This window comes from Pseudomonas sp. IT-P294, from assembly GCF_949767865.1.
GTDB lineage: Bacteria > Pseudomonadota > Gammaproteobacteria > Pseudomonadales > Pseudomonadaceae > Aquipseudomonas.
Genome location: NZ_CATKQW010000011.1, coordinates 194,876 through 216,995, shown reverse-complemented (window position 1 = coordinate 216,995; position 22,120 = coordinate 194,876). Strand labels below are relative to the sequence as shown.

Genomic DNA, 22,120 nt, shown 5'->3' with positions numbered 1-22,120 from the left:
ATGAATCAGGACAATCTGATCGAAGTGCGCGACCTGGCCGTCGAATTCGTCGTTGGCGATCGCGTTCAGCGCGTCGTCGAAGGCGTGAGCTTCGACATCAAGCGCGGGGAGACGCTGGCGCTGGTGGGCGAAAGTGGCTCCGGCAAATCGGTCACCGCGCACTCGATCTTGCGGCTGCTGCCCTACCCGCTCGCTCGTCACCCGTCCGGGACCATTGAGTATTCCGGGCAGAATCTGCTGAGTCTGAAAGAAAAAACCATTCGCCATATCCGTGGCAACCGGATCGCGATGATCTTCCAGGAGCCGATGACTTCGCTCAATCCGCTGCACTCGATCGAGAAACAGATCAACGAGGTGTTGGGCATTCACAAGGGCCTGATCGGCAAAGTGGCGACCAAGCGCACGCTGGAGTTGCTGGAAATGGTCGGCATTCCCGAGCCGCACAAGCGCCTCAAGGCCCTGCCCCACGAATTGTCCGGCGGCCAGCGCCAGCGGGTGATGATTGCCATGGCCCTGGCCAACGAGCCGGAACTGCTGATCGCCGATGAGCCGACCACGGCCCTGGACGTAACCGTTCAGCTGAAAATCCTCGAATTGCTCAAGGAATTGCAGACCCGTCTGGGCATGGCGCTGTTACTGATCAGTCACGATTTGAACCTTGTGCGAAGAATTGCGCATCGCGTATGTGTCATGCAGCGCGGTTGCATCGTCGAACAGGCATCGTGCGAAGAGCTGTTCCGCGCGCCGCAGCATCCGTACACTCGGGAACTGCTGGCAGCGGAGCCCAGCGGCAAGCCGGCGACCAATATCATTGGCCCGCCACTGCTGCAGGTCGAGGACCTGAAAGTCTGGTTCCCGATCAAGAAAGGCTTACTGAAAAAGACCGTCGACCACATCAAGGCGGTGGACGGCATCAATTTCAGCCTGCCCCAGGGCCAGACCCTGGGGATTGTGGGAGAAAGCGGTTCAGGCAAGTCGACACTGGGGTTGGCGATTTTGCGGCTGATTGCCAGCAAAGGCGCGATCCGTTTTGAAGGCAAGCAGCTAGACTGCCTGACGCAACAACAGGTTCGGCCGTTGCGTCGGGAGATGCAGGTGGTGTTTCAGGACCCGTTCGGCAGCCTGAGCCCGCGGATGTGCGTGAGCCAGATCGTCGGTGAAGGCCTGCGGATCCACAAGATGGGCACCGAGGCGGAACAGGAACAAGCGATTATTGCGGCATTGAAGGAGGTAGGCCTGGACCCGGAAACCCGGAACCGCTACCCCCACGAATTTTCCGGTGGGCAACGGCAGAGAATCGCCATTGCCCGGGCATTAGTGCTAAAACCGGCGTTGATTCTGCTGGACGAGCCGACTTCGGCCCTCGACCGCACCGTTCAACGCCAAGTGGTGGAGCTGCTACGTTCACTGCAAACCAAGTACAACCTGACGTATCTGTTTATCAGCCATGACCTGGCTGTCGTCAAGGCGCTGAGCCACCAGCTGATGGTGGTCAAGCATGGCCAAGTGGTCGAACAGGGAGACGCGCAAAGCATTTTTGCCGCCCCCCAACATCCGTATACACAGCAGTTGCTGGAAGCCGCTTTCCTGGCACCAGCCACTGCGCAATAACCTGAAAGAGAGGAGCAACACATGGGTTTTCTCGCCGGTAAGCGCGTACTGATCGTCGGTGTCGCCAGCAAGCTGTCCATCGCATCCGGCATCGCTGCCGCCATGCATCGCGAGGGCGCTGAGCTTGCCTTCACTTATCAGAACGACAAACTCAAGGGTCGTGTCGAAGAGTTCGCACAGAGCTGGGGTTCCAACCCTGACCTGTGCTTCCCGTGCGACGTGGCCAGCGATGAAGAGATCGCCAAGGTTTTCGTTGAACTGGGCAAGAAGTGGGACGGCCTGGACTGCATCGTGCACTCCGTCGGCTTCGCCCCGGGCGACCAACTGGACGGCGACTTCACCGAAGCCACCACCCGTGAAGGTTTCCGCATCGCTCACGACATCAGCGCCTACAGCTTCGTGGCCCTGGCCAAGGCTGGTCGCGAAATGATGAAAGGCCGCAACGGCAGCCTGCTGACCCTGTCGTACCTGGGTGCCGAGCGCACCATGCCTAACTACAACGTAATGGGCATGGCCAAGGCTTCCCTGGAAGCTGGCGTACGTTACCTCGCCGGCTCCCTGGGCCCGGACGGCACCCGCGTCAACTGCGTATCGGCTGGCCCGATCCGCACCCTCGCGGCTTCCGGCATCAAGAACTTCCGCAAAATGCTGGCAGCCAACGAAGCGCAAACCCCGTTGCGTCGTAACGTTACCATCGACGAAGTCGGCAACGCCGGCGCCTTCCTGTGCTCGGACCTGGCGTCCGGCATCAGCGGCGAAATCATGTACGTAGACGGTGGTTTCAACACCACTGCAATGGGTAGCCTGGAAGAGTGATCTTTCGCTAGCCAATAAAAAAACCCGCCTAGGCGGGTTTTTTTATGACTCAAAGCTGGCGATTAATCATCGCGGCTCATGATGCCGAACAGCTGCAACAAGCTGACGAACAGGTTGTAGATCGATACATACAGGCTGATGGTCGCCATGATGTAGTTGCGCTCGCCGCCCTGAATGATGGCACTGGTCTGGAACAGAATGCAGACCGAGGAGAACAGCACGAAACCTGCGCTGATCGCCAGTTGCAGGCCGCTGATCTTGAAGAAGAAGCTTGCCAGCGTCGCACCCAGCAACACGAAGAAGCCAGCCGTGATGAAACCACCGAGGAAGCTCATGTCCTTGCGGGTAATCAGCACGTAAGCCGACAGGCCACCAAACACCAGCGCGGTCATCGCGAAGGCCGAACTGACGACTTCAGCGCCGCCCTGCATGCCCAGGTAGCGGTTGAGGATCGGGCCGAGCAGGAATCCCATGAAACCGGTCAAGGCAAATGCCGACACCAGGCCCCAGGCCGAATCACGGAGTTTGTTGGTGAGGAAGAAAAGCCCGTAGAAGCCGATCAGCACCACGAACACGTTCGGGTAACCGACACGCATTTGCTGAGCGACGAACGCCATCACGCCGCTGAATGCGAGGGTGAGGGCAAGCAAGCCGTATGTGTTGCGCAGGACGCGGCTAACCTCTAGCTGCTCAGCCTGCACGCTGTTATTAACTGCGTAATCCTGTTCGCGCATGGCGACACTCCTGTTGGTTTGAAACGTTCAGTCGCAAAGATCATAACAGACGCTCTGTAACAAGCTATGCAGAGAGTTTGACAGTGTGTTTCATTCAGGTATTATGGCGCCCGCAACGCAAACGGAGGTGTGGCCGAGTGGTTTAAGGCAACGGTCTTGAAAACCGTCGACTGTAACAGGTCCATGAGTTCGAATCCCATCGCCTCCGCCATATTTACACGACAAAGCCCTGATTATTCAGGGCTTTGTCGTTTCTGGGGTTTGGAAAAATCGTCGAGCCCATACCTCAGCCCACACCCTGGATGAAGTCTTGCTTTTCGACCAGCGGCTAATTTTTCGAATGGTCTCTTGCCTGTATCTGCAGCGGTGAAGAACGGGGTTTAAATCAGCGTCCGCAGGAAGCATCGGAGCGAAAACGGAGGTTGTGATCTCTTTTCGACACAGCCCAACAAACTACGCGTAAATCGGCATAGGGGCGGCCTTCGCAGGCCGTTCCCCTGCGAGCAGCCATGATGTCCGCCATCGAGCTATCTACCAGCCGTATGAGCGACACGTGAGCAGGCCAACGGGCCAAATCGAACTGATCAACTCCGGCCCCGGCAGCGTAGAGGAGCCGAAGATTGCCAAACTGCTGCACAAGGCTGCCAAGAGGCTCCCAAGCCAGGATGTAGTGCACCTCTGCCGGGTTACCGATATCAGGCCATTGGCGGAACTCTAGTCGAGGGGCGAGCGTTGACAGGCAATCTCGCCATTTCTGCGCATCGGCGGGGTCGGCCATGTATAGGATGCACATTGAAAACTCCCTATGCGCCTTTCAAATGTGCATAGCTATCAACGAAACGCTTAAATTTGTGTTGGCCACATGTGTACGCTTCATACTTCGCGGGTAGAGCCTCACTCACGCAGGTCGGCACAGGTTCAACAACCGCATCGAAGTCCAAATCAATAAAGAAAGGTATTGAATAGCGCTCCAGACCGCTGGTATTTATGACGCGATGCATTGTCGAGGTGTAGCGATCGTTGGTGAGTGTTTGAACCAGATCACCAATGTTGACGATAAAAGTGCCTTCAACTGGAGGGGCAGTAACCCACTCCCCTGCACGGTTCCTGACTTGCAAACCGCCAACGGCATCTTGGGATAGGACCGTCAAAAAACCATAGTCCGTGTGTGCCCCAATACCAATCTCCTCTTGGGAAATTCTTCCGATCTGGGGCGGGTAACGCAAAATCCGCTGAATCGTGATGGGCTTACGCTGAAGGTGTTCAAAGTAATTTTGTGGTAGACCCAAGCTCAGCGCGATCCCACCAATCAGCATTCGCGCGAGTGCCAATACAGAGGAATGGTAATCTTCGGCAACCTTCTCAAATTGCGGCAGTGCCGATGGCATTTGATTAGGACCAAAAAATGGAGAGACCTCATCGTAATGAGCTCCGCAATCAAAACATTCTTTGAAATCGCGGGTATTAGCAGGATCGACGTTTTCCGCGTACATCGGTATATAACCACGTAGCGTGGGCCCGGAATTTACGACATTCAGCTTGTTCTTCTCATCAAAAGGAAGCTTGAAAAAGCTTTTGGTAAGCGCATACATCTCATCTATCAACTGCTGGTCAATGCCATGGTTTTTTATATAAAAAAAACCCACCTTTTCGCATGCGTCACCTATTTGGCTTGCCACCTCCAGTGGATTTTCGCCGTTTATGAGCGACGATATATCTATGACGGGAATTTCAGTGAACGCTGTTTGTTTGCTAGCCAGCCGAATATCAAATAACTCTGTCACGTATGTTCTCCTTTCAAGAATGTCAATTAGGCAGAAGATTTAGAAAGCACGGCGATGCCCTCTTTAATCTTACTGAGTCACATGATTGCTACTGCTCGTTTATTTCTCTCGAACCAATGTTCAAAAGCCACTCATCATATATCGTCGCAACGCAATACAATGACCTGTGTCCGGTATCTATAAAAATCCGATCCAAAGATGAACACTCAATACCCTTCACTCACTGCAAAGGGCATCGAACTGCAAAATAGTGACAAGACAGTGGCCGTCGTCACTGGCCCGCTGTTGTTGCAGCAGTCGTGCCGTCAAACATTGCCGCAAAGCGGGGCTTGTTGGCTGAGTAGTATTCTGCAACTACCTTATCTGCCGAGCTATCACGCGCGGTAGCCATCATTTTCTCAAGGTCAGCTTTAGGAATTTTGAAGTTGGCGAAGAATCGAGCAACATCGGGGTGTTCTGCGCTAAAACCTTTGCGGGCAACCGCGTGGATTTGCTCAGAGCCTCCGAAAATCTGCTTCGGATCATCCAGATATCGCAGTGACCACTTGGAGAACATCCAGTGCGGGCTCCATGCGTTAATCAAAGACCACTTGTCACGTTTCAGATTACGATCCAACTCGCTCAACATTCCAGACTCTGAAGAAGCGACCATCTTATAACCATCAAGACGATATTCTTTAATGGCCTTTTCCGTAAGCTTGTACTGACCATTACCCACTTCGGAAGTCAAAATCTTGCCACCGAGTTTTTCCCTTACCTCTGGCTTGTTAAGGTCTTCGACACTGGCGATTTCACTGACAGGAATAGAAGTAGGTACCGCCATGCCAATCCGCCCCTCATAAAGCACACCCAAGTCTTCGAGCTTGTCGCGGTATTTGTCATAAAAGGACTTGTGAGTGCTTGGCAGCCACACCATAGGAATCAGGTCGATATTACCGTTAGCCAGCGCCTGAAACTGAATACCAATATCGGCCAGAACCAATTTGACCGGTTGCTTCAGGTGATCTCGCAGCGCCGTGTCTGCCAGCTTTACAGCGATCTCCGTATCCGACCAATTCACCCAACCAATACGGATAGGCACGGGCTCCTCGGCATGAGCTATCAGGCTGCCGGAGATCATAACCAAACCTGCAAGCCAGCCGGTACAAGTTTTACTGGATAACGTAATCATGTGCATCTCCGCGTGCTGTATTAATAGTTATTGGCAGGACAGCAGAAGCATCAACGTGCCTTATAAAAATGCGAAGCCCATATTGAACTTTCAAATATGAAACTTCGCCCTTTGTTCTGCCATGGAATCATCATCAACTCACTCACAATGCCTTTTCGAGCGCCGGTAATGCCTCAAACAAATCCGCAACCAACATGTAATCTGCAACTTGGGAGATCGGCGCCTCAGCGTCCTGGTTGATCGCGACGATTACCTTTGATCCACTCATACCCGCCAGGTGTTGAATGGCGCCACTGATACCTGCGGCGATGTAGAGATCCGGTGCCACTATTTTCCCCGTCTGCCCGACTTGCAAGTCGTTGGGGGCAAAACCCGCGTCCACTGCAGCGCGTGATGCGCCTACGGCGCCACCGAGCTTGTCTGCCACACGTTCGATCAATGCAAAATTCGCTTTGCTCTGCATCCCGCGACCACCGGAAACGACGACACGAGCGCTCGACAGGTCAGGCCTTTCGCTCACCGTCAGCTGTTCGCTTACAAAGCTGACAGTGCTTGCACTGCGCCCCCCATTAACGGCCATGACTTCGCAGCGATCCTGATGGGACGAGGCTTGGGCAAAAGCCGAGGTACGGAGGGTGAGCAACTTGACTGAATCGATGGACTGAACGGTGACGATCGCGTTGCCGGCATAAATGGGTCGCTCGAAAGTGTCTGCCGACACAATTTTGATGACGTCCGAAAGCATGCCGACATCCAGGCTGGCCGCTACCCGTGGCAACACATTGCGCCCCATGCTGCTCGCATCGGCCATTACATGGGTATAAGTGTCGCCCACTAGCGAAGTGATCAGTGGCTGGACATTTTCGGCCAGCGTCTTCTCGAACATCTCATCCTGCGCGAGCAGCACTCGATGCAGGCCCTTGGTAAGCGCGGCCTGTTCCGCAACGTCTGATGCCTCTGGCCCACCCATCACAAGCAAATCCGTTTCGAAGCCCAGATCGATAGCAGCAGTAATCGCACTCAATGTGCCTGCCGTGAGTTGAGTCCCTTTGTGCTCGGCTATAACCAATGTGCGCATCAAACTAACCCCGCCACGTTTCTCAGTTTTTCCACCAGTTCAGATACCGAACTGACGTTGACACCTGCTTTTCGCACTGGAGGTGGCGTCACCTTGAGCAGCCGGGTGTGCTCCCTCACGCTCGCGCCCAAGCCATCAGCGGCAATCACCTCGAGCGGTTTTTTCTTGGCCTTCATGATGTTTGGCAACGAGGCATAGCGCGGTTCATTAAGGCGCAGATCACAGGTAATAACGGCGGGTGCCGTAAGGGCCACAACCTGGCTGCCACCATCAACTTCACGTTCAACAACCCATCGGCCATCGGCATAGCTGATGGCCGAGGCAAAGGTGGCCTGACCACTGCCTATCAATTGCGCAACCATCTGCCCGGTCTGGTTGTTCTCCTGGTCGATAGCCTGTTTACCAAAAAGGATCAATTGCGGCTTTTCGTTATCGATCACTTTGCTGAGGTATTTGGCCACGTTGAGCGGCTCGAGCATCGCGCTCGTTTCAACCAGAAGTGCTCGATCTGCGCCAAGCGCTAATGCCGTACGTAATTGTTCTTGCGCAGCAGAAGTGCCAACTGAAACGACCACCACCTCGCAAACCACGCCTTTTTCCTTAAGGCGAAGAGCTTCTTCCACTGCGATTTCGCAGAAAGGGTTCAAGGCCATCTTTACGCCATTCAGGTCGACGCCTGAACCATCACCTTTAACACGCGCTTTCACGTTCGGGTCGATGGCGCGTTTTACCGCTACGAGCACTTTCATAATTCCCTCGGGCACTCATCAATCGATGCAATGGATGACAGGCGTGGATGAGCCAGTTCAGTCCTTGTTTTGACGGATGTTAATCCTGGATTTTTTGTTGCGCAAGCAAAATGTACACCTGTGTCACCACCCATTGACACAGGTGTACATTTATCCTAATTTCTAGTCACCAAGCCTGATGAAGCCCACTTTGGAGCGCACCACGATGTCCAGCGATCCCTTGCTGCAACCCTATAAAATCAAGAATCTGACCCTCAGAAACCGGATCATGACCACCTCCCATGAACCGGCCTACCCTGTGGATGGCATGCCCAAGGATCTCTATCGCGCCTACCACGTGGAGCGCGCAAAGGCCGGTGTCGCCCTGACCATGACTGCCGGTTCCGCTGCCGTCTCCCGAGACAGCCCGCCGGTATTCAACAATGTGCTCGCCTACAAGGATGAAGTGGTCGGATGGTTGAAGGACCTGACCGATGAATGCCACGAACATGGCGCGGCAGTGATGATCCAGTTGACTCACCTGGGCCGCCGCACCCGCTGGGACAAGGCCGACTGGTTGCCGGTGGTGTCGCCGTCACACCGTCGCGAGGCGTCACACCGCTCCTTCCCGAAAAAAATGGAAGAATGGGACATCGAGCGGATCATCAAGGACTATGTAGACGCGGCGGAACGCATGAAGGCGGCAGGTCTCGATGGTCTGGAGCTTCAGGCTTACGGGCATTTGATGGACCAGTTCTGGTCGCCGTTGACCAATGACCTCGACGGCCCTTATGGCGGGTCACTTGAAAATCGCATGCGCTTTACCTTCGACATCCTGCGTGGCATCCGCCAGCGGGTCGGCGAAGATTTTCTGCTGGGGGTTCGCTACACCGGTGATGAAGAATTGCCCGGGGGTTTTACTGCCAGCGAGGGCATGCAGGTTTCTCACATGCTCAAGGACAGCGGACTGGTCGACTTCCTGAACGTCGTGCGTGGTCACATTGATACGGATGCAGGGCTGACTGATGTCATCCCGATTCAGGGTATGCGCAACTCGCCTCATCTCGACTTCGCTGGCGAGATCCGCTCCTCAACAGGCTTTCCGACCTTCCACGCGGCGAAGATTCCCGACGTGGCCACCGCACGCTACGCGATCGCCTCGGGCAAAGTGGACATGGTGGGTATGACTCGTGCGCACATGACCGATCCGCACATCGTGCGCAAGATCATCGAAGGGCGCGAAGAAGACATTCGCCCGTGCGTCGGCGCCAACTATTGCCTGGATCGCATCTACCAGGGTGGCGCGGCCTACTGCATCCACAACGCAGCGACGGGGCGGGAAACCACCATGCCCCATGACATTCCCAAAGCCGCCGTCAAGCGCAAGGTGCTGGTGGTCGGTACCGGCCCTGCCGGGCTGGAAGCGGCGCGGGTCGCCGGTGAGCGCGGCCATGATGTAACGGTACTTGAGGCGGCTGACCAACCTGGCGGGCAGATTCGTCTGACGGCATTGAGCGAGCGTCGTCGCGAGATGATCAGCATCATTGATTGGCGCATGGCGCAATGCGAACGACTGGGGGTGAAGTTTCATTTCAACACCTGGGCCGAAGCCGACACCGTGCAAGCCTTCGAGCCTGACGTGGTCATCGTGGCGACCGGAGGCCTTCCGGATACCGAGGTGCTCCGCGAAGGCAACGAACTCGTGGTTTCAACCTGGGACATCATCTCCGGTGACATCAAGCCCGGTCGCAACGTACTGATCTTCGACGACGCCGGGGATCATGCTGCTCTACAGGCAGCCGAAGTCATCGCCAATAGCGGCGCGAAAGTAGAAATCGTGACCCCTGACCGCTCGTTTGCACCGGAAGTCATGGCCATGAACCTGGTGCCGTACATGCGCAGCCTGCAGGACCTGGACGTCACCTTCACCGTCACCTACCGCGTCGATACCGTGGAAAAACGTGGTGGCGGACTCGTTGCAACCTTTGGCAGCGACTACGGACAGGTTCACAAGCAACGCATGGTCGATCAGGTGGTCGTCAACCACGGCACCCTCCCTCTGGACGACCTGTACTTCGACCTGCGTCCTCTCTCCACCAATGGCGGCGCGGTAGAGCAGCATGACCTGATAGCCGGCACGGCACAGAACATCGTCACCAATCCCGAAGGACGCTTCCAACTGTTCCGGATCGGCGACGCCGTGTCTGCTCGCAACACCCACGCGGCCATCTACGACGCTTTGCGCCTGGTGAAAGAAATCTGAATTCGAGCCTCCATTCTTGTTGGAACGGAGGCTCGCCATGAACAAGAGGGAAACCATGTCAGCAGTGACCATTAAATCGAAAGCGGCAGTCGCTTTTGGCCAAGGCACTGCCGTGATATCGGCCAGCGCTCACACCCGCCTCACAACCCAAAGGAAATCAAAATGTCTGTTTTTACCCATGTCACTGTCGGTACCAATGACCTTGCCAAAGCACGGACCTTCTATGATCGTGTTCTCAAAGAAATTGGTCTTAACCGTGTTGCCGACCTTGATGAATCCGGCTCCATTTGGGGCGTGGATAAACCGTCGTTCTTCGTGCTAAAACCCGCCAATGGCAATCCTGCCAACGTTGGCAATGGCGTGACCGTGAGTTTCGAAGCGCCAAATCGCGCTGCAGTACATGCATTCCACGAAACCGCACTTGCGGCGGGTGGCACCTGTGAAGGCCAACCGGGTTCGCGTAGCTGGGCTGAAAATGCCTATGCCGCTTACGCTCGGGACCTTGATGGCAACAAACTGGCTGTCTACTGCTTCAAGGCCGAATAATCGCAAACGGTTGATGCTTTCTACAGTGAAGGCCCTTCAGCGGGCCTTCACTGTCTATCCCCTGCCCTGGCTACATGCCCCGACGCGCAACTTCAGCGCCGGCCTTTACCGCCGTCCCCACAATGGACTCGATGTTCTGATCGGCCATCGACTGCAGCGCTGCCGCCGTCACGCCACGGTAAGCCATCAATGAATCAATCATTTGTCGCGGATCGCGGCTGGCAAGCAACTGGCCTCCGCCCACCACTACGCCTTGTGCAGCGCGCTGCGCGATGGCAAGGGGGATTCCTGCAGCCACTGCCTGATTAGTCAGCGCCAATTGCAGCATCGCCGGGAAGGCCGGCCCAGTCCCGGACAATGCGCTGAGATAATCAATACAGTCTTCATCAGGCACTTCGTCCGCCGAACCTACGCACTCGAACAGTCGCTGCACCCACTGGCGGTCGCGCTCAACAAGGTTTCCGGCACAGTACCAAGGCGTGAACGACTGCCTGATTTCCACGGCCGCATTCGGCATGGCCCGCACGATTACATCCGCACCGGTTGCCGCGCTGATGGCTGCCGCCGGAACTCCGGCCATCAGAGAAATCACTAGCTTGCCGCGGGCGTTGATCAGCAGTTCGCGAAACTGCTCCGGCCGGATGGACAGCACGACAATATCGCTGAGGTCCACCAACTGCTGGTTGTCGGCCAGCAGCCTCACGCCAGGCTCAAAAGTACTGACACCTGAGCGGTTCGAGATCAACAAATGGTCAGGCTTGATGAACCCGCTATCGAGCAGCGCCTGCGCGATTGCGCGCCCGAGCCAGCCGGTGCCCCCAATGATGCCCAGGGTTCTATTCTCCATCGGCAGGAGACTCCTCGAATGTATCGACCAAGGGAACGAAAACACCGGGCTCTTTTTCTGCGTAGCCGAACTTTCCATAAAAGCGGTCCAGTTCGCGCCGCTTCGGCACCTTGCCGGTAAACACGCTCACGTACTGGGGAATCCGTCGAAATCGCACGACAATGTCTTCATTGGTTTTCATCGAGATGTAGCCGATCTGTGTGAGGTAGATCGTCCTGGCCCGAACGTCAGCCCCCTCGACGTCGTAACCAAACCGTCGGAACATCGCGGCCAGGGCATTCATCCGCGCTTCATCGGCTAAAGCGATTTCAGCTTTGACCTCGTCCGATTGCAGCGCCCAACTGCGCACGGCAAATTCAAACTGCGAGTCGAACAGCTCAGGGTTCAGCCAGCACTCAAAGACGTTGAGAATCGCTTCTGAAATGCTTTCGGCGTAACTCTCGCATTGGCTGACCATACCGCCGGTGTTCTTGTCCCGCCATCGAGCCAGGAGTGCCGCGAGCAGCTGTTCCCGATCTTCATAGAACCAGTAGAAGCTGGTGCGAGACAAATTCAAGCGCTTGGCCAGCGGCATCACCCGCACAGCATCCACACCCGACTCTTTGAGAGCATCGTAGGCAGCATCCAGCCAACCATCGACGGAGCCTCGCCAGCCTGCGTCCTGCGCTTTGGTTTTAGCCCTTCCTGTCTGTGACATTCGGGTTGCACCTTTCTTTGTAAATTCCTAGTCACTGTACACCCCGAAATCTGTGGCGTACACGGCATGTACATGGGCGTACATTTTTTAGACATATGTTCCCTATGCAAGAGGATGTTTGGTGCGTGCGCGATTTTTTGGATAACGCCACGTCATCTTTGGCCCGGTAAAAAAGTTGTTGGACGCTGCGATCCATTGAAACCAAATAATGGCTCCGACAAAAACTTCAAATAGGTTGCCCTATGAAATTCAATAATAAAGTGGTGATCATCACCGGCGCTGCCGGGGGCGTCGGACAGGCGTTAGCGTTATTGTTTGCTCGTGAAGGCGCCAAGCTTGTCTTGTCTGATCTTGACGAAGCCGGTTGCAAATCAATCTCCGCAAAAGTCCGTGACCTGGGCGCAGAAGTCCACTACGTCGCAGGCGATTTACGCCGAAAAGAATATTGCGAAGCGATTGTCCAAACGGCCGTCGATGTTTTTTCGGGGATCGACATCGTATTGAACAATGCGGGCATCATTCCCCGCGGCACGATTGAGGAAACCACCGACGACATGTGGTTCGACGCCATGGGCGTAAACCTGAATGCGGTGTTCTTCATTTGCCGTGCCGCGATACCGCACATGAAAAATCGCCCCAGCGCCGCAATCGTCAACACATCCTCTGTCTGGGGAATTTATCCGGGCCCCGCTCATGTGGCGTATTGCACAAGCAAAGGGGCTGTCGCGGCGTTAACCAAAAATCTGGGCCGCGATTGCGCCCCTTTGGGGATCCGTGTCAACGCCGTGTGCCCGCACGAAATCAACACCCCGATGATACGCAGCGGCTTTGAGCGTCGAGGCCTGGATCCGGACAAGGCCGTGCAAGAACTGAACAAGAGCGTGCCATTAGGCCGCATCGCCGAGCCTGAAGACATTGCGGATGTCATCGCATTTCTGGCGTCCGACGAGGCCAGGTACATCGCCGGTGAAACGGTAGAAGTCACAGGCGCCAAGCCGGTATCCGGCTAAGGGGAGGTAGCGATGCTCAACGGTAAGAATGTAGTGGTGACCGGGGGCGGCAGAGGGATTGGCCGAGGCATCACCGAACAATTGCTTGAGGCGGGAGCTTGTGTGTTGATCGCTCAGCGCCAGGCACTGGACGCCGACTTGCAAAACCACCCTCAAGTCTATTTCGTCGAGGCTGATCTCGCCTCGATGGAGTCACCCAATTTGATTGCCCAGTTCGCCCAGGAGCAGCTTGGCGGAATCGATGTCTTGGTTAACAACGCCGGGTTCATGTTCGAGAAATCCATTGATGATATGACCGAGCAGGACTGGGATCGCATGATGGCAGTCAATCTGCGGGCGCCAGCATTCTTGTGTAAGGCGTTGGTGCCTCAGATGCGTCAGCGAGGCGGTGGCAGCATTATCAACATCGGTTCGATCGAAGGCATAGGCGCCAACCCTGAACATGCCGCGTACTGTGCCTCCAAGGCGGGCATCCACGGGCTGACCCGAGCCTTGGCAGTCGATCTCGGCCGAGACGGCATTCGCTGCAATGCCATTGCTCCGGGGTGGATAAATTCCGAGCTGAGTGATGCATACCTCCGCGCTCAAGCTGATCCGCGTGCGGCGCGCCAGGCACTCCTGCGCCTTCACCCGGTTGGACGTACCGGATTGCCGACGGATGTTGGCGGAACAGTTGTCTTCCTGGCCTCCGAATCATCGGCCTTTATCACCGGGCAGGTGCTGGTGGTGGATGGAGGGCGCACCGCGAAACTACCACTGCCGTTTTGATCGAATTCGCCTGAATCGCGACGGAGGAAGTCACTTACTCTCCTCCGCCGCAAATTTTTTTGGCGGACAACGCATTCGTTACTTGGGTGCTTTGTTCTCTATCAGGCAATTGCCACCATCGATCACCAGCAACTCGCCAGTGATGTAACTGGACTCAGGTGAGGCCAGGAATGTAACGGCAGCAGCCACTTCTTCCGGGCGACCCGCCCTGCCAACCGGGACATACTTCGCTGCATTCTCTTCCTCTGGAGTGCTTGACCCAGTGGCGATCCAACCCGGCGCCACCGAATTCACAGTGATTCCATAGCCCGCAACCTCAAGGGCCAGGCTCATGTTCATACCCACCATTCCGGCTTTTGCCGCGGCATAAGCCGCCTCTCCCCGATTACCGGCTCGAGTGCCAGTCGTGGAACTGACATTGACGATACGGCCGTAGCGCCTATTACGCATCCCCGGCAAAACTCCACGGGTCAACAGAAAGGCAGTTGTCAGATTTCGAGCAATCGAAAGATTCCAGCTATCGATACTCATGTCCGCCAGATCGGCAAATGGCTCCGGATGACCTTGGGCGGCCATGCCGGCATTGTTCACAAGAATATCGATTCGCCCCCATACCGATTCGGCCCAAGTGGTAAGTTCAAGGACTTGATCCTCTTCGCTCAGGTCAGCCGCACGCCCGCGTACTTCAAACCCTGCGACGCGTAACTCCTCCACTCGATCATGGATGCGAGCGCTGCTGCCTGTGATGATCAACCGCACGCCGAGGCTGCCCAGACGCTTCGCAATCGCAAAGCCAATTCCACGTTCACTGCCGGCGCCACTGACAAGCGCTACCTGACCACTCCAGTCCGCAATCATCGCGTTTGCTCCTATCGTCCGGGGTTAGCCCCTGAATCCATGGAAATTGAGGGGAAAGAGAGACTCAACACACAACTCACACCTGGCACTGCAGATGGCTGTCCAGGGATACAAGCGCTGATCCTGATGGTAAGTACTGCGTCTTCATAAACGATCCAGGCTGAATCATAAACGCATTAGGTACGGAGCAATGCATACCTCCAGCAAGCCTAGCGGTTGAGCGTCCCGAAACTGGTGGCGAATGGGTGCTAAATGCTCTCGCCGGGTACTGATACCAGGCGTAGGATCGATACGATGACGGCTAATCACGCGTCGTTGGAAGGTAACTTCCAACCAATCTGCATTCACGCGCGAACGCAAGACATATACCGCCGCACTGTAAGGCCGCGCGACCCTTCGCAGTACAAGGGCCGCGTTCTCACAACGACAAAAGCGAGGTGAAATCATGTCTGGTAATCGTGGTGTCGTGTATCTCGGCGCAGGCAAGGTCGAGGTGCAGACCATCCCCTATCCGAAAATGCAAGACCCGCGCGGCAAGCGCATTGACCATGGCGTGATCCTGCGCGTGGTCTCAACCAATATCTGCGGCTCCGACCAGCATATGGTGCGTGGCCGGACCACGGCCCAGGTCGGGCTGGTGCTTGGCCATGAAATTACTGGTGAGGTGATCGAGAAGGGCCGCGACGTGGAAAACGTGCAAATCGGTGACCTGGTCTCGGTGCCGTTCAACGTCGCCTGCGGCCGTTGTCGCAGTTGCAAGGAGCAGCACACCGGCGTCTGCCTGACGGTCAACCCGGCGCGCCCCGGCGGTGCCTATGGCTATGTGGACATGGGCGACTGGGTTGGCGGCCAGGCCGAATACGTGCTGGTGCCGTATGCCGACTTCAACTTGCTGAAGCTGCCTGATCGCGATAAGGCGATGGAGAAAATCCGCGACCTGACCTGCCTCTCCGATATCCTGCCGACCGGCTACCACGGCGCGGTGACCGCCGGTGTCGGCCCTGGCAGCACGGTGTATATCGCCGGTGCCGGTCCGGTCGGACTGGCTGCCGCCGCCTCCGCCCGTCTGCTGGGTGCGGCGGTAGTGATCGTCGGCGACGTCAATCCGCTGCGTCTGGCGCATGCCAAGGCCCAGGGCTTCGAGATCGCTGACCTGACCAAGGACACTCCACTGCACGAGCAAATCGCCGACCTGCTCGGTGAGCCGGAAGTCGATTGTGCGGTCGATGCGGTGGGCTTCGAAGCCCGTGGCCACGGCCATGACGGCGCACAGCACGAGGCCCCGGCCGAAGTGCTCAACGCCCTGATGGGCGTGGTGCGGGTCGCCGGCAATATCGGTATCCCCGGTCTGTATGTCACCGAAGACCCGGGCGCGGTCAACAAAGCCGCCAAGCATGGCAGCCTGAACATCCGTTTCGGCCTCGGCTGGGCCAAGTCCCACAGCTTCCACACCGGCCAGACCCCGACGATGAAGTACAACCGTCAGTTGATGCAGGCGATCATGTGGGACCGGATTCACATTGCCGAGGTCGTCGGCGTGCAAGTGATCAGCCTGGACGACGCGCCGCGCGGCTACCACGAGTTCGACGCCGGGGTGCCGAAGAAATTTGTCATGGATCCGCACAAGCTGTTTAGCGCGGCCTAAGGAGTAGGTTGGGAAAAGGGCAGCGTTGAGCTGCCCTTTTTTATCGCCGTGTCTTGCCCTGAAAACCAACCACGCATTGATTACTTCATACACTCAGGTACGTTCACGCCTTTGCCTTAATCGCATACAGCCCCCCAATAATCACCAACGCTGCACCGACAACCACCCAGGTGTCCGGGCGCTCGGCAAAAACGATCACACCAATCAACGTGGCGAACACCAGAAGCGCATAGTTGAACGGCTGCAGGGAAGAAGCGGTCGCGTATTTCAGTGCTTGAATGAAGAGAATCTGAGCAAGTACTCCCGTCAATGCCAGGATCCCCATCAAAAGGCCCTGGACTGGAGTCGGAGTCACCCATGCAGGCAGCCCCGCAAATGTGACCGTCAGGGCACCCACACTTGCCATGAAGAGCATGTTCGTCGCAAAGGAATCATGCTGGCTAATCCGGCGCGTCAGTACGTTGAACACCGCGAACGCCAAAGCAGCCAGCAAGGGGATCAGCGCCGCGAGTTCAAAGACACCCGCGCCTGGTCTGAGAATGATCAGCGTGCCGGTGAACCCTATCGCCGCAGCAACCCAGCGCCGCAGCCCTATGAACTCCCCAAGCACCGACCCCGCCAATGCCAGTGTCATCAGTGGAAATACGGCATAGAGTGCATGCATTTCGGCCAGGCCCAAATATCGTAGCCCCACTGCAAACAGTAGGGTTTCACCCACAGCCAGCAACGCTCGAATAATTTGTAGCCAGGGGTGCTTACTGCGAAACGACGCTTTGGCCCTACCTTGGTAAGCGGCATACGCGAGAGCAAAAATGACAAACACCCAATAACGCAGCATGACCAGTTGGGCGACCGGGAAGTCTTTGACAAGCACCTTGGTTATTCCGTCCTGGCTCGCAAAGATAAGCATTGAAAGCAGGCAAAGAAAGATCCCGAGTTGGGGCCTTGCGACCCCAGGATTAGCGGCAACAGTGGGCGCAGTATTTTTTGTTCGGTCGCGCTTCAATCGCAACGCGGTCATGCCCTCCTCCTTAAAATTTCAGCAACGGCCTGTTTTTTACTTCACCAATCGCGTTTCTCTCGAAGAGCCGGTAACCAAAACTCATCACGCCCACAAGCGCGAGCGCGCAGAATGCCTTCCAGATATTTCTCATGGATTATTCCGTTCTTATGAGTGACTTGTTAAACGGCCTTTATTGGAAAGTCCGCCAACTTAAATTGGTTAACCTTCTCGCCCTGCCCAAAACTCATGCCAGCGAATAACCGAACTGACGCCCAGTTTCGTTATTATTTTAGGGGGTAGCTTGCTGGGGCCTGGTGCGTGACTGAAGCTATCGAGAAACGTCGAACGCGTGCCCGATGCCAACTCCGCAGCCATCACACCTGCCAGGGTGCTTTTCACAGTACCCAGTCCATTTTCGCAGCATGCCGAATACAGGTTTTCTTCAATCTCGCCAAATGCCGCAGCACTGTTACGACTTAAGCACAGGCGGCCGGCCCAACTGAATTCCAGCGCCGTGGATTTCAGCTCGGGAAAGCGCGCATCCAGGGAGTGTCGCTGCTCCTTAGCCACCGCAGCTACCTGCTCTGGAGTGACCTGGATGCTCGGTTCATAGGTGAACTTTGTCCGAATGACAATTCGCGAGAGACCGCCTGAAGAGATCTTGCGAACGGTCGCGCCCATTGGATCAGCCGGCAGCAACGCCCACTTGGCTTTGCCCGGCACCTCTTTCCTGAATTCATCATCACTGTACGCCGCCGTCATGGACGCGTAAGTGAAGACGTGCAGCAGGCGTCCTTGATAATGGCCGAAGTTTTCAATGTGCCCGTTAACCCCCAGGATGACCTTGGGTGCGTGCACCGTACCGTTATGAGATCGAGCGCTCCAACCGCTTCCCTGTTTGGTCAACTCAATAATCGGAGAGCGCTCGAACAGCGTGATTTTCCCTTCGAGCCCTGCTGCCAGGTCCCTAATGTATTGCGCGGGTTGAATCATCACCGCGCCGGGCGTGTAGATCCCACCGTGGTAATAGGTGGACCCGGTGATTTCACGCATTTGCGCGGCATCAAACATCTCGAACTTCTCGCCAATGCGCTCAAGGGATTGAGCGTAATTGACGTTCAGCTTCAATCCCCGCTCAGTGGCGGCCGCGTTGATCTTCCCTGAAGGGTCGAAGGTGTCGGCGGACATGCCGTACTCCCGCGCGGCCTCAGCGGCAAATGCAATCGCAAAACGATTTTGCGTGATTTCCAGGGCCGTTGCAGACTCGCTCGCCACGGAGTATTCCCCGGACGACAGACTGTGCGGCACATCGATCATGAAACCAGAATTTCTGCCCGCCGGCCCCTTGGCGACTTCATGAGCATCGACCACAACAATGCTGTCACCCGGGTGTAACTGTGAAAGCCTGCGAGCGGCGGACAAGCCTGCAAAACCGGCACCGATAATCAGCCAATCCGCCGTCACGTCTCCATCAAGCATGCGGACTGGCGCAGTGCGTGCGGAAATCGCCTCCCAACCTGAAACCCCGGTGTCTACCGGCAGGCGCTTGATGGTATGGGTGCTCATTTTTCGGACTCTTCATCCGACCGATCAGACACATCGATCCAGATGGTTTTGATTTCGGTGTACTGGTCGTGGGCGAAAATGGATTTGTCCCGACCGCCGAAGCCCGACTCCTTGTAGCCACCGAATGGTGTCGAGGCATCGCCCTCACCAAAGCAGTTCACCGTAACGATGCCCGCGCGAATGTCCCGCGACAACTTGATTGCCCGCCGCAGACTGCCGGTATATACCGAGGCGGCCAGGCCGTAGACCGTGTCATTGGCCAACGCAATGGCTTCGCTGATCGTGTTGAACGTGGTGACCGAAAGGATCGGGCCGAAGATCTCTTCCTGGAACAGCCGGTCGTCTCGACCAACACCGTCAATCACCGTTGGCTCTACAAAGGCACCGTCTTTGGTCGCGCCACCGTAAACAACTTGAAGCTTTCCGGCGGTGGCGTGCTCAAGGTACGACTTCACTTTGGCGAAATGCTCTGGGCTGACCAGCGACCCTACGCGGTTCTGCGGATCGAGTGGATCACCCATCTTCCATTCGCGGATGTAGGCACCCATGCGCTCCAGCAGCTCGTCTTTAACCGATGCATGAACGATCAGACGTGAAGTCGCGGAACAGTTTTCGCCCATGTTCCAGAACGCGCCATTGACGACATGCTGAGCGACGAGATCCAGGTCCTGGGCATCGTCCATCACCACGGCCGGATTTTTTCCGCCGCACTCAAGGACGATGCGTTTGAGGTTCGAATCGGCGGCGTAATGCAGGAAACGTCGGCCGGTCGCGGTGGAGCCGGTGAAGCTCACCATGTCGACATCATGATGCAAACCGATGGGCTCACCGACGTCTTTGCCCGTGCCGGTGACAATGTTGAGGACACCTGCGGGTATACCGGCTTCAAACGCCAACTGAGCGACACGCAGCGTAGTCAGCGAGGTTTGCTCGGCGGGTTTAACGATGACCGAACAGCCCGCAGCGAGCGCCGGGCCGATTTTCCAGGCGAGCATCAGCAACGGGAAGTTCCAGGGCAATACGCAGCCCACCACGCCGATCGGCTCCCGGACCACCATGGTCAGCGCGTCGCTGCCCACCGGGGCGGTGTTGTCATAAATCTTGTCGATCAGTTCTGCATGCCAGCGGATCGTGTGGATGGTGTCCGGAATGTCGACCAACTGACATTCACTGACCGGTTTGCCGCTATCGAGGCTTTCGAGGACGGCCAGTTCGTATTGATGGCTTTCAAGCAGGTTTGCAAACTTCAACAGAACCGCTTTGCGCTCCCGAGGAGAAATAGATCTCCAGCGTCCATCCTCAAATGCCTCCTTGGCATTGCTCACCGCGAAGTCGACATCATCGGACGAACAAGCTGCAACGTCGGTCAAAAAGTCACCGGTCGCTGGATTGTTCGTGGCGAAGGTTCTGCCAGAGATCGCGGGTTTAAACGCGCCATTGATGAACGCCTTCGATGGCAACGAAATGTCTTTGGCCAGAGCGGCATATTCGGCCTTGCTCAGAAGATCACCCATGGCTGGCTCCCGAAGAAATGTTGGCTACGTTACGTTTGAGTTCACTAATGACCGACGCAAAACGCTGCTTTTCGTCCGCTTCAAGTGGCTGTAATGGCAGGCGAACGTTACCGACTTTCAATCCCGCAACTTCGCAGCCGTACTTGATCGACTGCACGAACTTGCCACCGTCCAACGCATTCATCAGCGGCATCATCGCCGACATGATTTGACGGCCTTTGTCGAAGTTCTTTTCGATCACGCAGGCTTCATAAAGCGCAACGTGTTCCTTGGGCAGGAAGTTGGAGCCTGCGCACACCCAACTGCGGGCGCCCCAGGCAAAAAACTCGAGGGCCTGGTCGTCCCATCCGCAGGACAAGGCGATGTTCGGGAACTGCCGGGCCAACATATGCACCTGGCCCATGTCACCAGAACTTTCCTTGATGGCGACGACGTTTTTCGATTGGCTGACACGCGTGAAATACTCTTCATCCATCGAAACGCACATGCGCCCCGGATAGTTGTAAAGCATGATCGGCAAGTCCGCTGCGCGATCGATAGTGAGCGCGTGAATCGCGTTTTCCTTTGAGGTTGGCAACGCGTAAGGCGGGGACGTGACGAGAATGGCGTCCGCTTTGATCGATTTCGCATCCTTGGCGTACTGAACCGCATCTTCGGTACGAATCGCCCCGGTACTGACGATCAGTTGCACCCGAGTGCCGATCACATCTTTGGCGTAGGCCGCCAACTCCGTGCGTTCTTCCGACGTCTGCGCATAATACTCGCCGGTCGAGCCGCCGATAATAATGCCGTGCACCTTCGCCTCAATCAGCGACTCCAAAACTTGCGAGTACACATTCCAGTCAATCTCCCCGTCCGAGTTATAAGGAGTTACTGCTGGCGTATAAATACCTTCAAATTTCAAGATAAATGCTCCGAATGCGAGTCAGGTGGAAGATAAACGAGCGCGTCAGCGTTGATGCCTTGAGGCGCAATAAAAAACTCCATGTTTCACGGGACACAGGCCCTGACGTTTAAAGTCTCTGTAAAGAGCAGTTTTGTGCTTTCACAAATGACCTGCAGAGGCTGTGTTACCAACTAGTGCGATGGACTGCTGAATCCAGACTCGCATGCGCCAAGAAGGTGGTCAATAGAGTGTATTGCTGCCGTATACCTTTCTGAAAGGGCAAATCCTTCAGCCTATAAAATTAAATTTCCTTAACAATCAACCACATGAAAAATCATCATCGAAGCAGCGGCCTCAATCGATAACATTTGTTTATGCATTGATAAGAGTAAATGTTTCTTGTTGACGCACGATTACCGTCGTAGCCTTACAACAGCGATATTCTACCGATACATTGGATAAACGTTTTTCTCGTACAGTCGCTCAATTAATTAAGACCTGATTTCCCAGGCTTGAATTAAGGTGATGTAGAAATATAGCTATTGATGCAAACACTGGCATTCCAGAAATGTGTGCATGAGTAAGGACTTGAACG

19 protein-coding genes and 1 tRNA gene are annotated in these 22,120 nt (G+C 55.9%); 8 read left to right on the top strand and 12 right to left on the bottom strand.

Translation table 11 applies throughout. The annotated features are described in order from the left end of the window. Window positions 1–1,611 (top strand): ABC transporter ATP-binding protein, encoded by a 1,611-nt coding sequence (locus tag ACM6I0_RS08475; RefSeq protein ID WP_285434403.1) that lies wholly within the window; start codon window positions 1–3, stop codon window positions 1,609–1,611. Window positions 1,612–1,632: 21 nt separating this feature from the next. Next, on the top strand, window positions 1,633–2,427 hold the full coding sequence (gene fabI / locus ACM6I0_RS08470) for an enoyl-ACP reductase FabI (protein WP_008152082.1): 795 nt from the start codon (window positions 1,633–1,635) through the stop codon (window positions 2,425–2,427). Between the two features lie 62 nt (window positions 2,428–2,489). Here fabI and ACM6I0_RS08465 read toward each other — a convergent pair whose 3' ends face one another. Further along, window positions 2,490–3,161 carry a Bax inhibitor-1/YccA family protein gene (locus tag ACM6I0_RS08465; protein WP_285434400.1) on the bottom strand — a complete coding sequence of 224 codons (672 nt, stop codon included), beginning with the start codon at window positions 3,159–3,161 and terminating at the stop codon, window positions 2,490–2,492. A gap of 123 nt (window positions 3,162–3,284) precedes the next feature. Between ACM6I0_RS08465 and ACM6I0_RS08460 the strand changes: the two genes are divergently transcribed. Further along, window positions 3,285–3,372 (top strand) — tRNA-Ser (locus ACM6I0_RS08460). Between the two features lie 592 nt (window positions 3,373–3,964). Here ACM6I0_RS08460 and ACM6I0_RS08455 read toward each other — a convergent pair. From ACM6I0_RS08455 to ACM6I0_RS08440, 4 genes are all read right to left on the bottom strand, one after another. Beyond that, window positions 3,965–4,945 carry an isopenicillin N synthase family dioxygenase gene (locus tag ACM6I0_RS08455; RefSeq protein WP_414922005.1) on the bottom strand — a complete coding sequence of 327 codons (981 nt, stop codon included), beginning with the start codon at window positions 4,943–4,945 and terminating at the stop codon, window positions 3,965–3,967. A gap of 271 nt (window positions 4,946–5,216) precedes the next feature. Beyond that, on the bottom strand, window positions 5,217–6,116 hold the full coding sequence (locus tag ACM6I0_RS08450; protein WP_285434398.1) for a glycine betaine ABC transporter substrate-binding protein: 900 nt from the start codon (window positions 6,114–6,116) through the stop codon (window positions 5,217–5,219). 142 nt (window positions 6,117–6,258) lie between these two features. After that, a complete protein-coding gene (locus ACM6I0_RS08445; protein ID WP_414922004.1) occupies window positions 6,259–7,194 on the bottom strand; it encodes an electron transfer flavoprotein subunit alpha/FixB family protein in 936 nt (311 codons plus the stop codon). After that, complete coding sequence (locus tag ACM6I0_RS08440) at window positions 7,194–7,943, bottom strand: electron transfer flavoprotein subunit beta/FixA family protein (RefSeq protein WP_285434394.1); 750 nt, start codon at window positions 7,941–7,943, stop codon at window positions 7,194–7,196. The genes ACM6I0_RS08445 and ACM6I0_RS08440 overlap by 1 nt, the downstream gene beginning before the upstream one ends. Before the next feature lie 205 nt (window positions 7,944–8,148). On the opposite strand from ACM6I0_RS08440, the gene ACM6I0_RS08435 reads away from it, so the two are divergent. Beyond that, window positions 8,149–10,185 (top strand): FAD-dependent oxidoreductase, encoded by a 2,037-nt coding sequence (locus ACM6I0_RS08435; RefSeq protein ID WP_414922003.1) that lies wholly within the window; start codon window positions 8,149–8,151, stop codon window positions 10,183–10,185. A 162-nt stretch (window positions 10,186–10,347) separates the two neighbouring features. Next, window positions 10,348–10,731 carry a VOC family protein gene (locus tag ACM6I0_RS08430; RefSeq protein WP_285434390.1) on the top strand — a complete coding sequence of 128 codons (384 nt, stop codon included), beginning with the start codon at window positions 10,348–10,350 and terminating at the stop codon, window positions 10,729–10,731. A 70-nt stretch (window positions 10,732–10,801) separates the two neighbouring features. Here ACM6I0_RS08430 and ACM6I0_RS08425 read toward each other — a convergent pair whose 3' ends face one another. Then, complete coding sequence (locus ACM6I0_RS08425) at window positions 10,802–11,578, bottom strand: pyrroline-5-carboxylate reductase family protein (RefSeq protein ID WP_414922002.1); 777 nt, start codon at window positions 11,576–11,578, stop codon at window positions 10,802–10,804. After that, complete coding sequence (locus tag ACM6I0_RS08420) at window positions 11,568–12,275, bottom strand: TetR/AcrR family transcriptional regulator (protein WP_095632016.1); 708 nt, start codon at window positions 12,273–12,275, stop codon at window positions 11,568–11,570. The genes ACM6I0_RS08425 and ACM6I0_RS08420 overlap by 11 nt, the downstream gene beginning before the upstream one ends. A 242-nt stretch (window positions 12,276–12,517) precedes the next feature. On the opposite strand from ACM6I0_RS08420, the gene ACM6I0_RS08415 reads away from it, so the two are divergent. Next, on the top strand, window positions 12,518–13,285 hold the full coding sequence (locus ACM6I0_RS08415; protein WP_414922001.1) for an SDR family NAD(P)-dependent oxidoreductase: 768 nt from the start codon (window positions 12,518–12,520) through the stop codon (window positions 13,283–13,285). A gap of 12 nt (window positions 13,286–13,297) precedes the next feature. After that, on the top strand, window positions 13,298–14,053 hold the full coding sequence (locus ACM6I0_RS08410; RefSeq protein WP_414922000.1) for an SDR family NAD(P)-dependent oxidoreductase: 756 nt from the start codon (window positions 13,298–13,300) through the stop codon (window positions 14,051–14,053). 78 nt (window positions 14,054–14,131) lie between these two features. Here ACM6I0_RS08410 and ACM6I0_RS08405 read toward each other — a convergent pair whose 3' ends face one another. Beyond that, window positions 14,132–14,911, bottom strand: coding sequence for an SDR family NAD(P)-dependent oxidoreductase (locus tag ACM6I0_RS08405; RefSeq protein ID WP_414921999.1), 780 nt, complete (start codon window positions 14,909–14,911; stop codon window positions 14,132–14,134). A gap of 445 nt (window positions 14,912–15,356) precedes the next feature. Between ACM6I0_RS08405 and fdhA the strand changes: the two genes are divergently transcribed. Then, entirely contained in the window at window positions 15,357–16,556 is a 1,200-nt protein-coding gene (gene fdhA / locus ACM6I0_RS08400; protein ID WP_102614267.1) for a formaldehyde dehydrogenase, glutathione-independent, read from the top strand. A gap of 103 nt (window positions 16,557–16,659) precedes the next feature. Here fdhA and ACM6I0_RS08395 read toward each other — a convergent pair whose 3' ends face one another. The 4 genes from ACM6I0_RS08395 to ACM6I0_RS08380 all read right to left on the bottom strand — a co-directional run bounded on the left by ACM6I0_RS08395 (window position 16,660) and on the right by ACM6I0_RS08380 (window position 21,543). Next, window positions 16,660–17,577 carry a DMT family transporter gene (locus ACM6I0_RS08395; protein WP_414921998.1) on the bottom strand — a complete coding sequence of 306 codons (918 nt, stop codon included), beginning with the start codon at window positions 17,575–17,577 and terminating at the stop codon, window positions 16,660–16,662. A 201-nt stretch (window positions 17,578–17,778) separates the two neighbouring features. Further along, the gene (locus ACM6I0_RS08390) at window positions 17,779–19,125 is read right to left on the bottom strand and encodes an NAD(P)/FAD-dependent oxidoreductase (protein WP_414921997.1); all 1,347 of its coding nucleotides are present in this window, start codon (window positions 19,123–19,125) and stop codon (window positions 17,779–17,781) included. After that, complete coding sequence (locus tag ACM6I0_RS08385; RefSeq protein ID WP_414921996.1) at window positions 19,122–20,639, bottom strand: aldehyde dehydrogenase; 1,518 nt, start codon at window positions 20,637–20,639, stop codon at window positions 19,122–19,124. The genes ACM6I0_RS08390 and ACM6I0_RS08385 overlap by 4 nt, the downstream gene beginning before the upstream one ends. Beyond that, complete coding sequence (locus ACM6I0_RS08380) at window positions 20,632–21,543, bottom strand: dihydrodipicolinate synthase family protein (protein ID WP_414921995.1); 912 nt, start codon at window positions 21,541–21,543, stop codon at window positions 20,632–20,634. Before ACM6I0_RS08380 ends, ACM6I0_RS08385 begins: the two co-directional genes overlap by 8 nt. Between the last annotated feature and the right edge of the window lie 577 nt (window positions 21,544–22,120).

Bases quoted from the DNA above. Each gene is read 5' to 3' on its own strand.
- ACM6I0_RS08445 (WP_414922004.1), bottom strand. From the start codon at position 7,194: ATGCGCACATTGGTTATAGCCGAGCACAAAGGGACTCAACTCACGGCA.
- ACM6I0_RS08420 (WP_095632016.1), bottom strand. From the start codon at position 12,275: ATGTCACAGACAGGAAGGGCTAAAACCAAAGCGCAGGACGCAGGCTGG.
- fdhA (WP_102614267.1), top strand. From the start codon at position 15,357: ATGTCTGGTAATCGTGGTGTCGTGTATCTCGGCGCAGGCAAGGTCGAG.
- ACM6I0_RS08435 (WP_414922003.1), top strand. From the start codon at position 8,149: ATGTCCAGCGATCCCTTGCTGCAACCCTATAAAATCAAGAATCTGACC.
- ACM6I0_RS08415 (WP_414922001.1), top strand. From the start codon at position 12,518: ATGAAATTCAATAATAAAGTGGTGATCATCACCGGCGCTGCCGGGGGC.
- ACM6I0_RS08450 (WP_285434398.1), bottom strand. From the start codon at position 6,116: ATGATTACGTTATCCAGTAAAACTTGTACCGGCTGGCTTGCAGGTTTG.
- ACM6I0_RS08430 (WP_285434390.1), top strand. From the start codon at position 10,348: ATGTCTGTTTTTACCCATGTCACTGTCGGTACCAATGACCTTGCCAAA.
- ACM6I0_RS08440 (WP_285434394.1), bottom strand. From the start codon at position 7,943: ATGAAAGTGCTCGTAGCGGTAAAACGCGCCATCGACCCGAACGTGAAA.
- ACM6I0_RS08405 (WP_414921999.1), bottom strand. From the start codon at position 14,911: ATGATTGCGGACTGGAGTGGTCAGGTAGCGCTTGTCAGTGGCGCCGGC.
- fabI (WP_008152082.1), top strand. From the start codon at position 1,633: ATGGGTTTTCTCGCCGGTAAGCGCGTACTGATCGTCGGTGTCGCCAGC.
- ACM6I0_RS08425 (WP_414922002.1), bottom strand. From the start codon at position 11,578: ATGGAGAATAGAACCCTGGGCATCATTGGGGGCACCGGCTGGCTCGGG.
- ACM6I0_RS08385 (WP_414921996.1), bottom strand. From the start codon at position 20,639: ATGGGTGATCTTCTGAGCAAGGCCGAATATGCCGCTCTGGCCAAAGAC.
- ACM6I0_RS08465 (WP_285434400.1), bottom strand. From the start codon at position 3,161: ATGCGCGAACAGGATTACGCAGTTAATAACAGCGTGCAGGCTGAGCAG.
- ACM6I0_RS08475 (WP_285434403.1), top strand. From the start codon at position 1: ATGAATCAGGACAATCTGATCGAAGTGCGCGACCTGGCCGTCGAATTC.
- ACM6I0_RS08390 (WP_414921997.1), bottom strand. From the start codon at position 19,125: ATGAGCACCCATACCATCAAGCGCCTGCCGGTAGACACCGGGGTTTCA.
- ACM6I0_RS08410 (WP_414922000.1), top strand. From the start codon at position 13,298: ATGCTCAACGGTAAGAATGTAGTGGTGACCGGGGGCGGCAGAGGGATT.
- ACM6I0_RS08395 (WP_414921998.1), bottom strand. From the start codon at position 17,577: ATGACCGCGTTGCGATTGAAGCGCGACCGAACAAAAAATACTGCGCCC.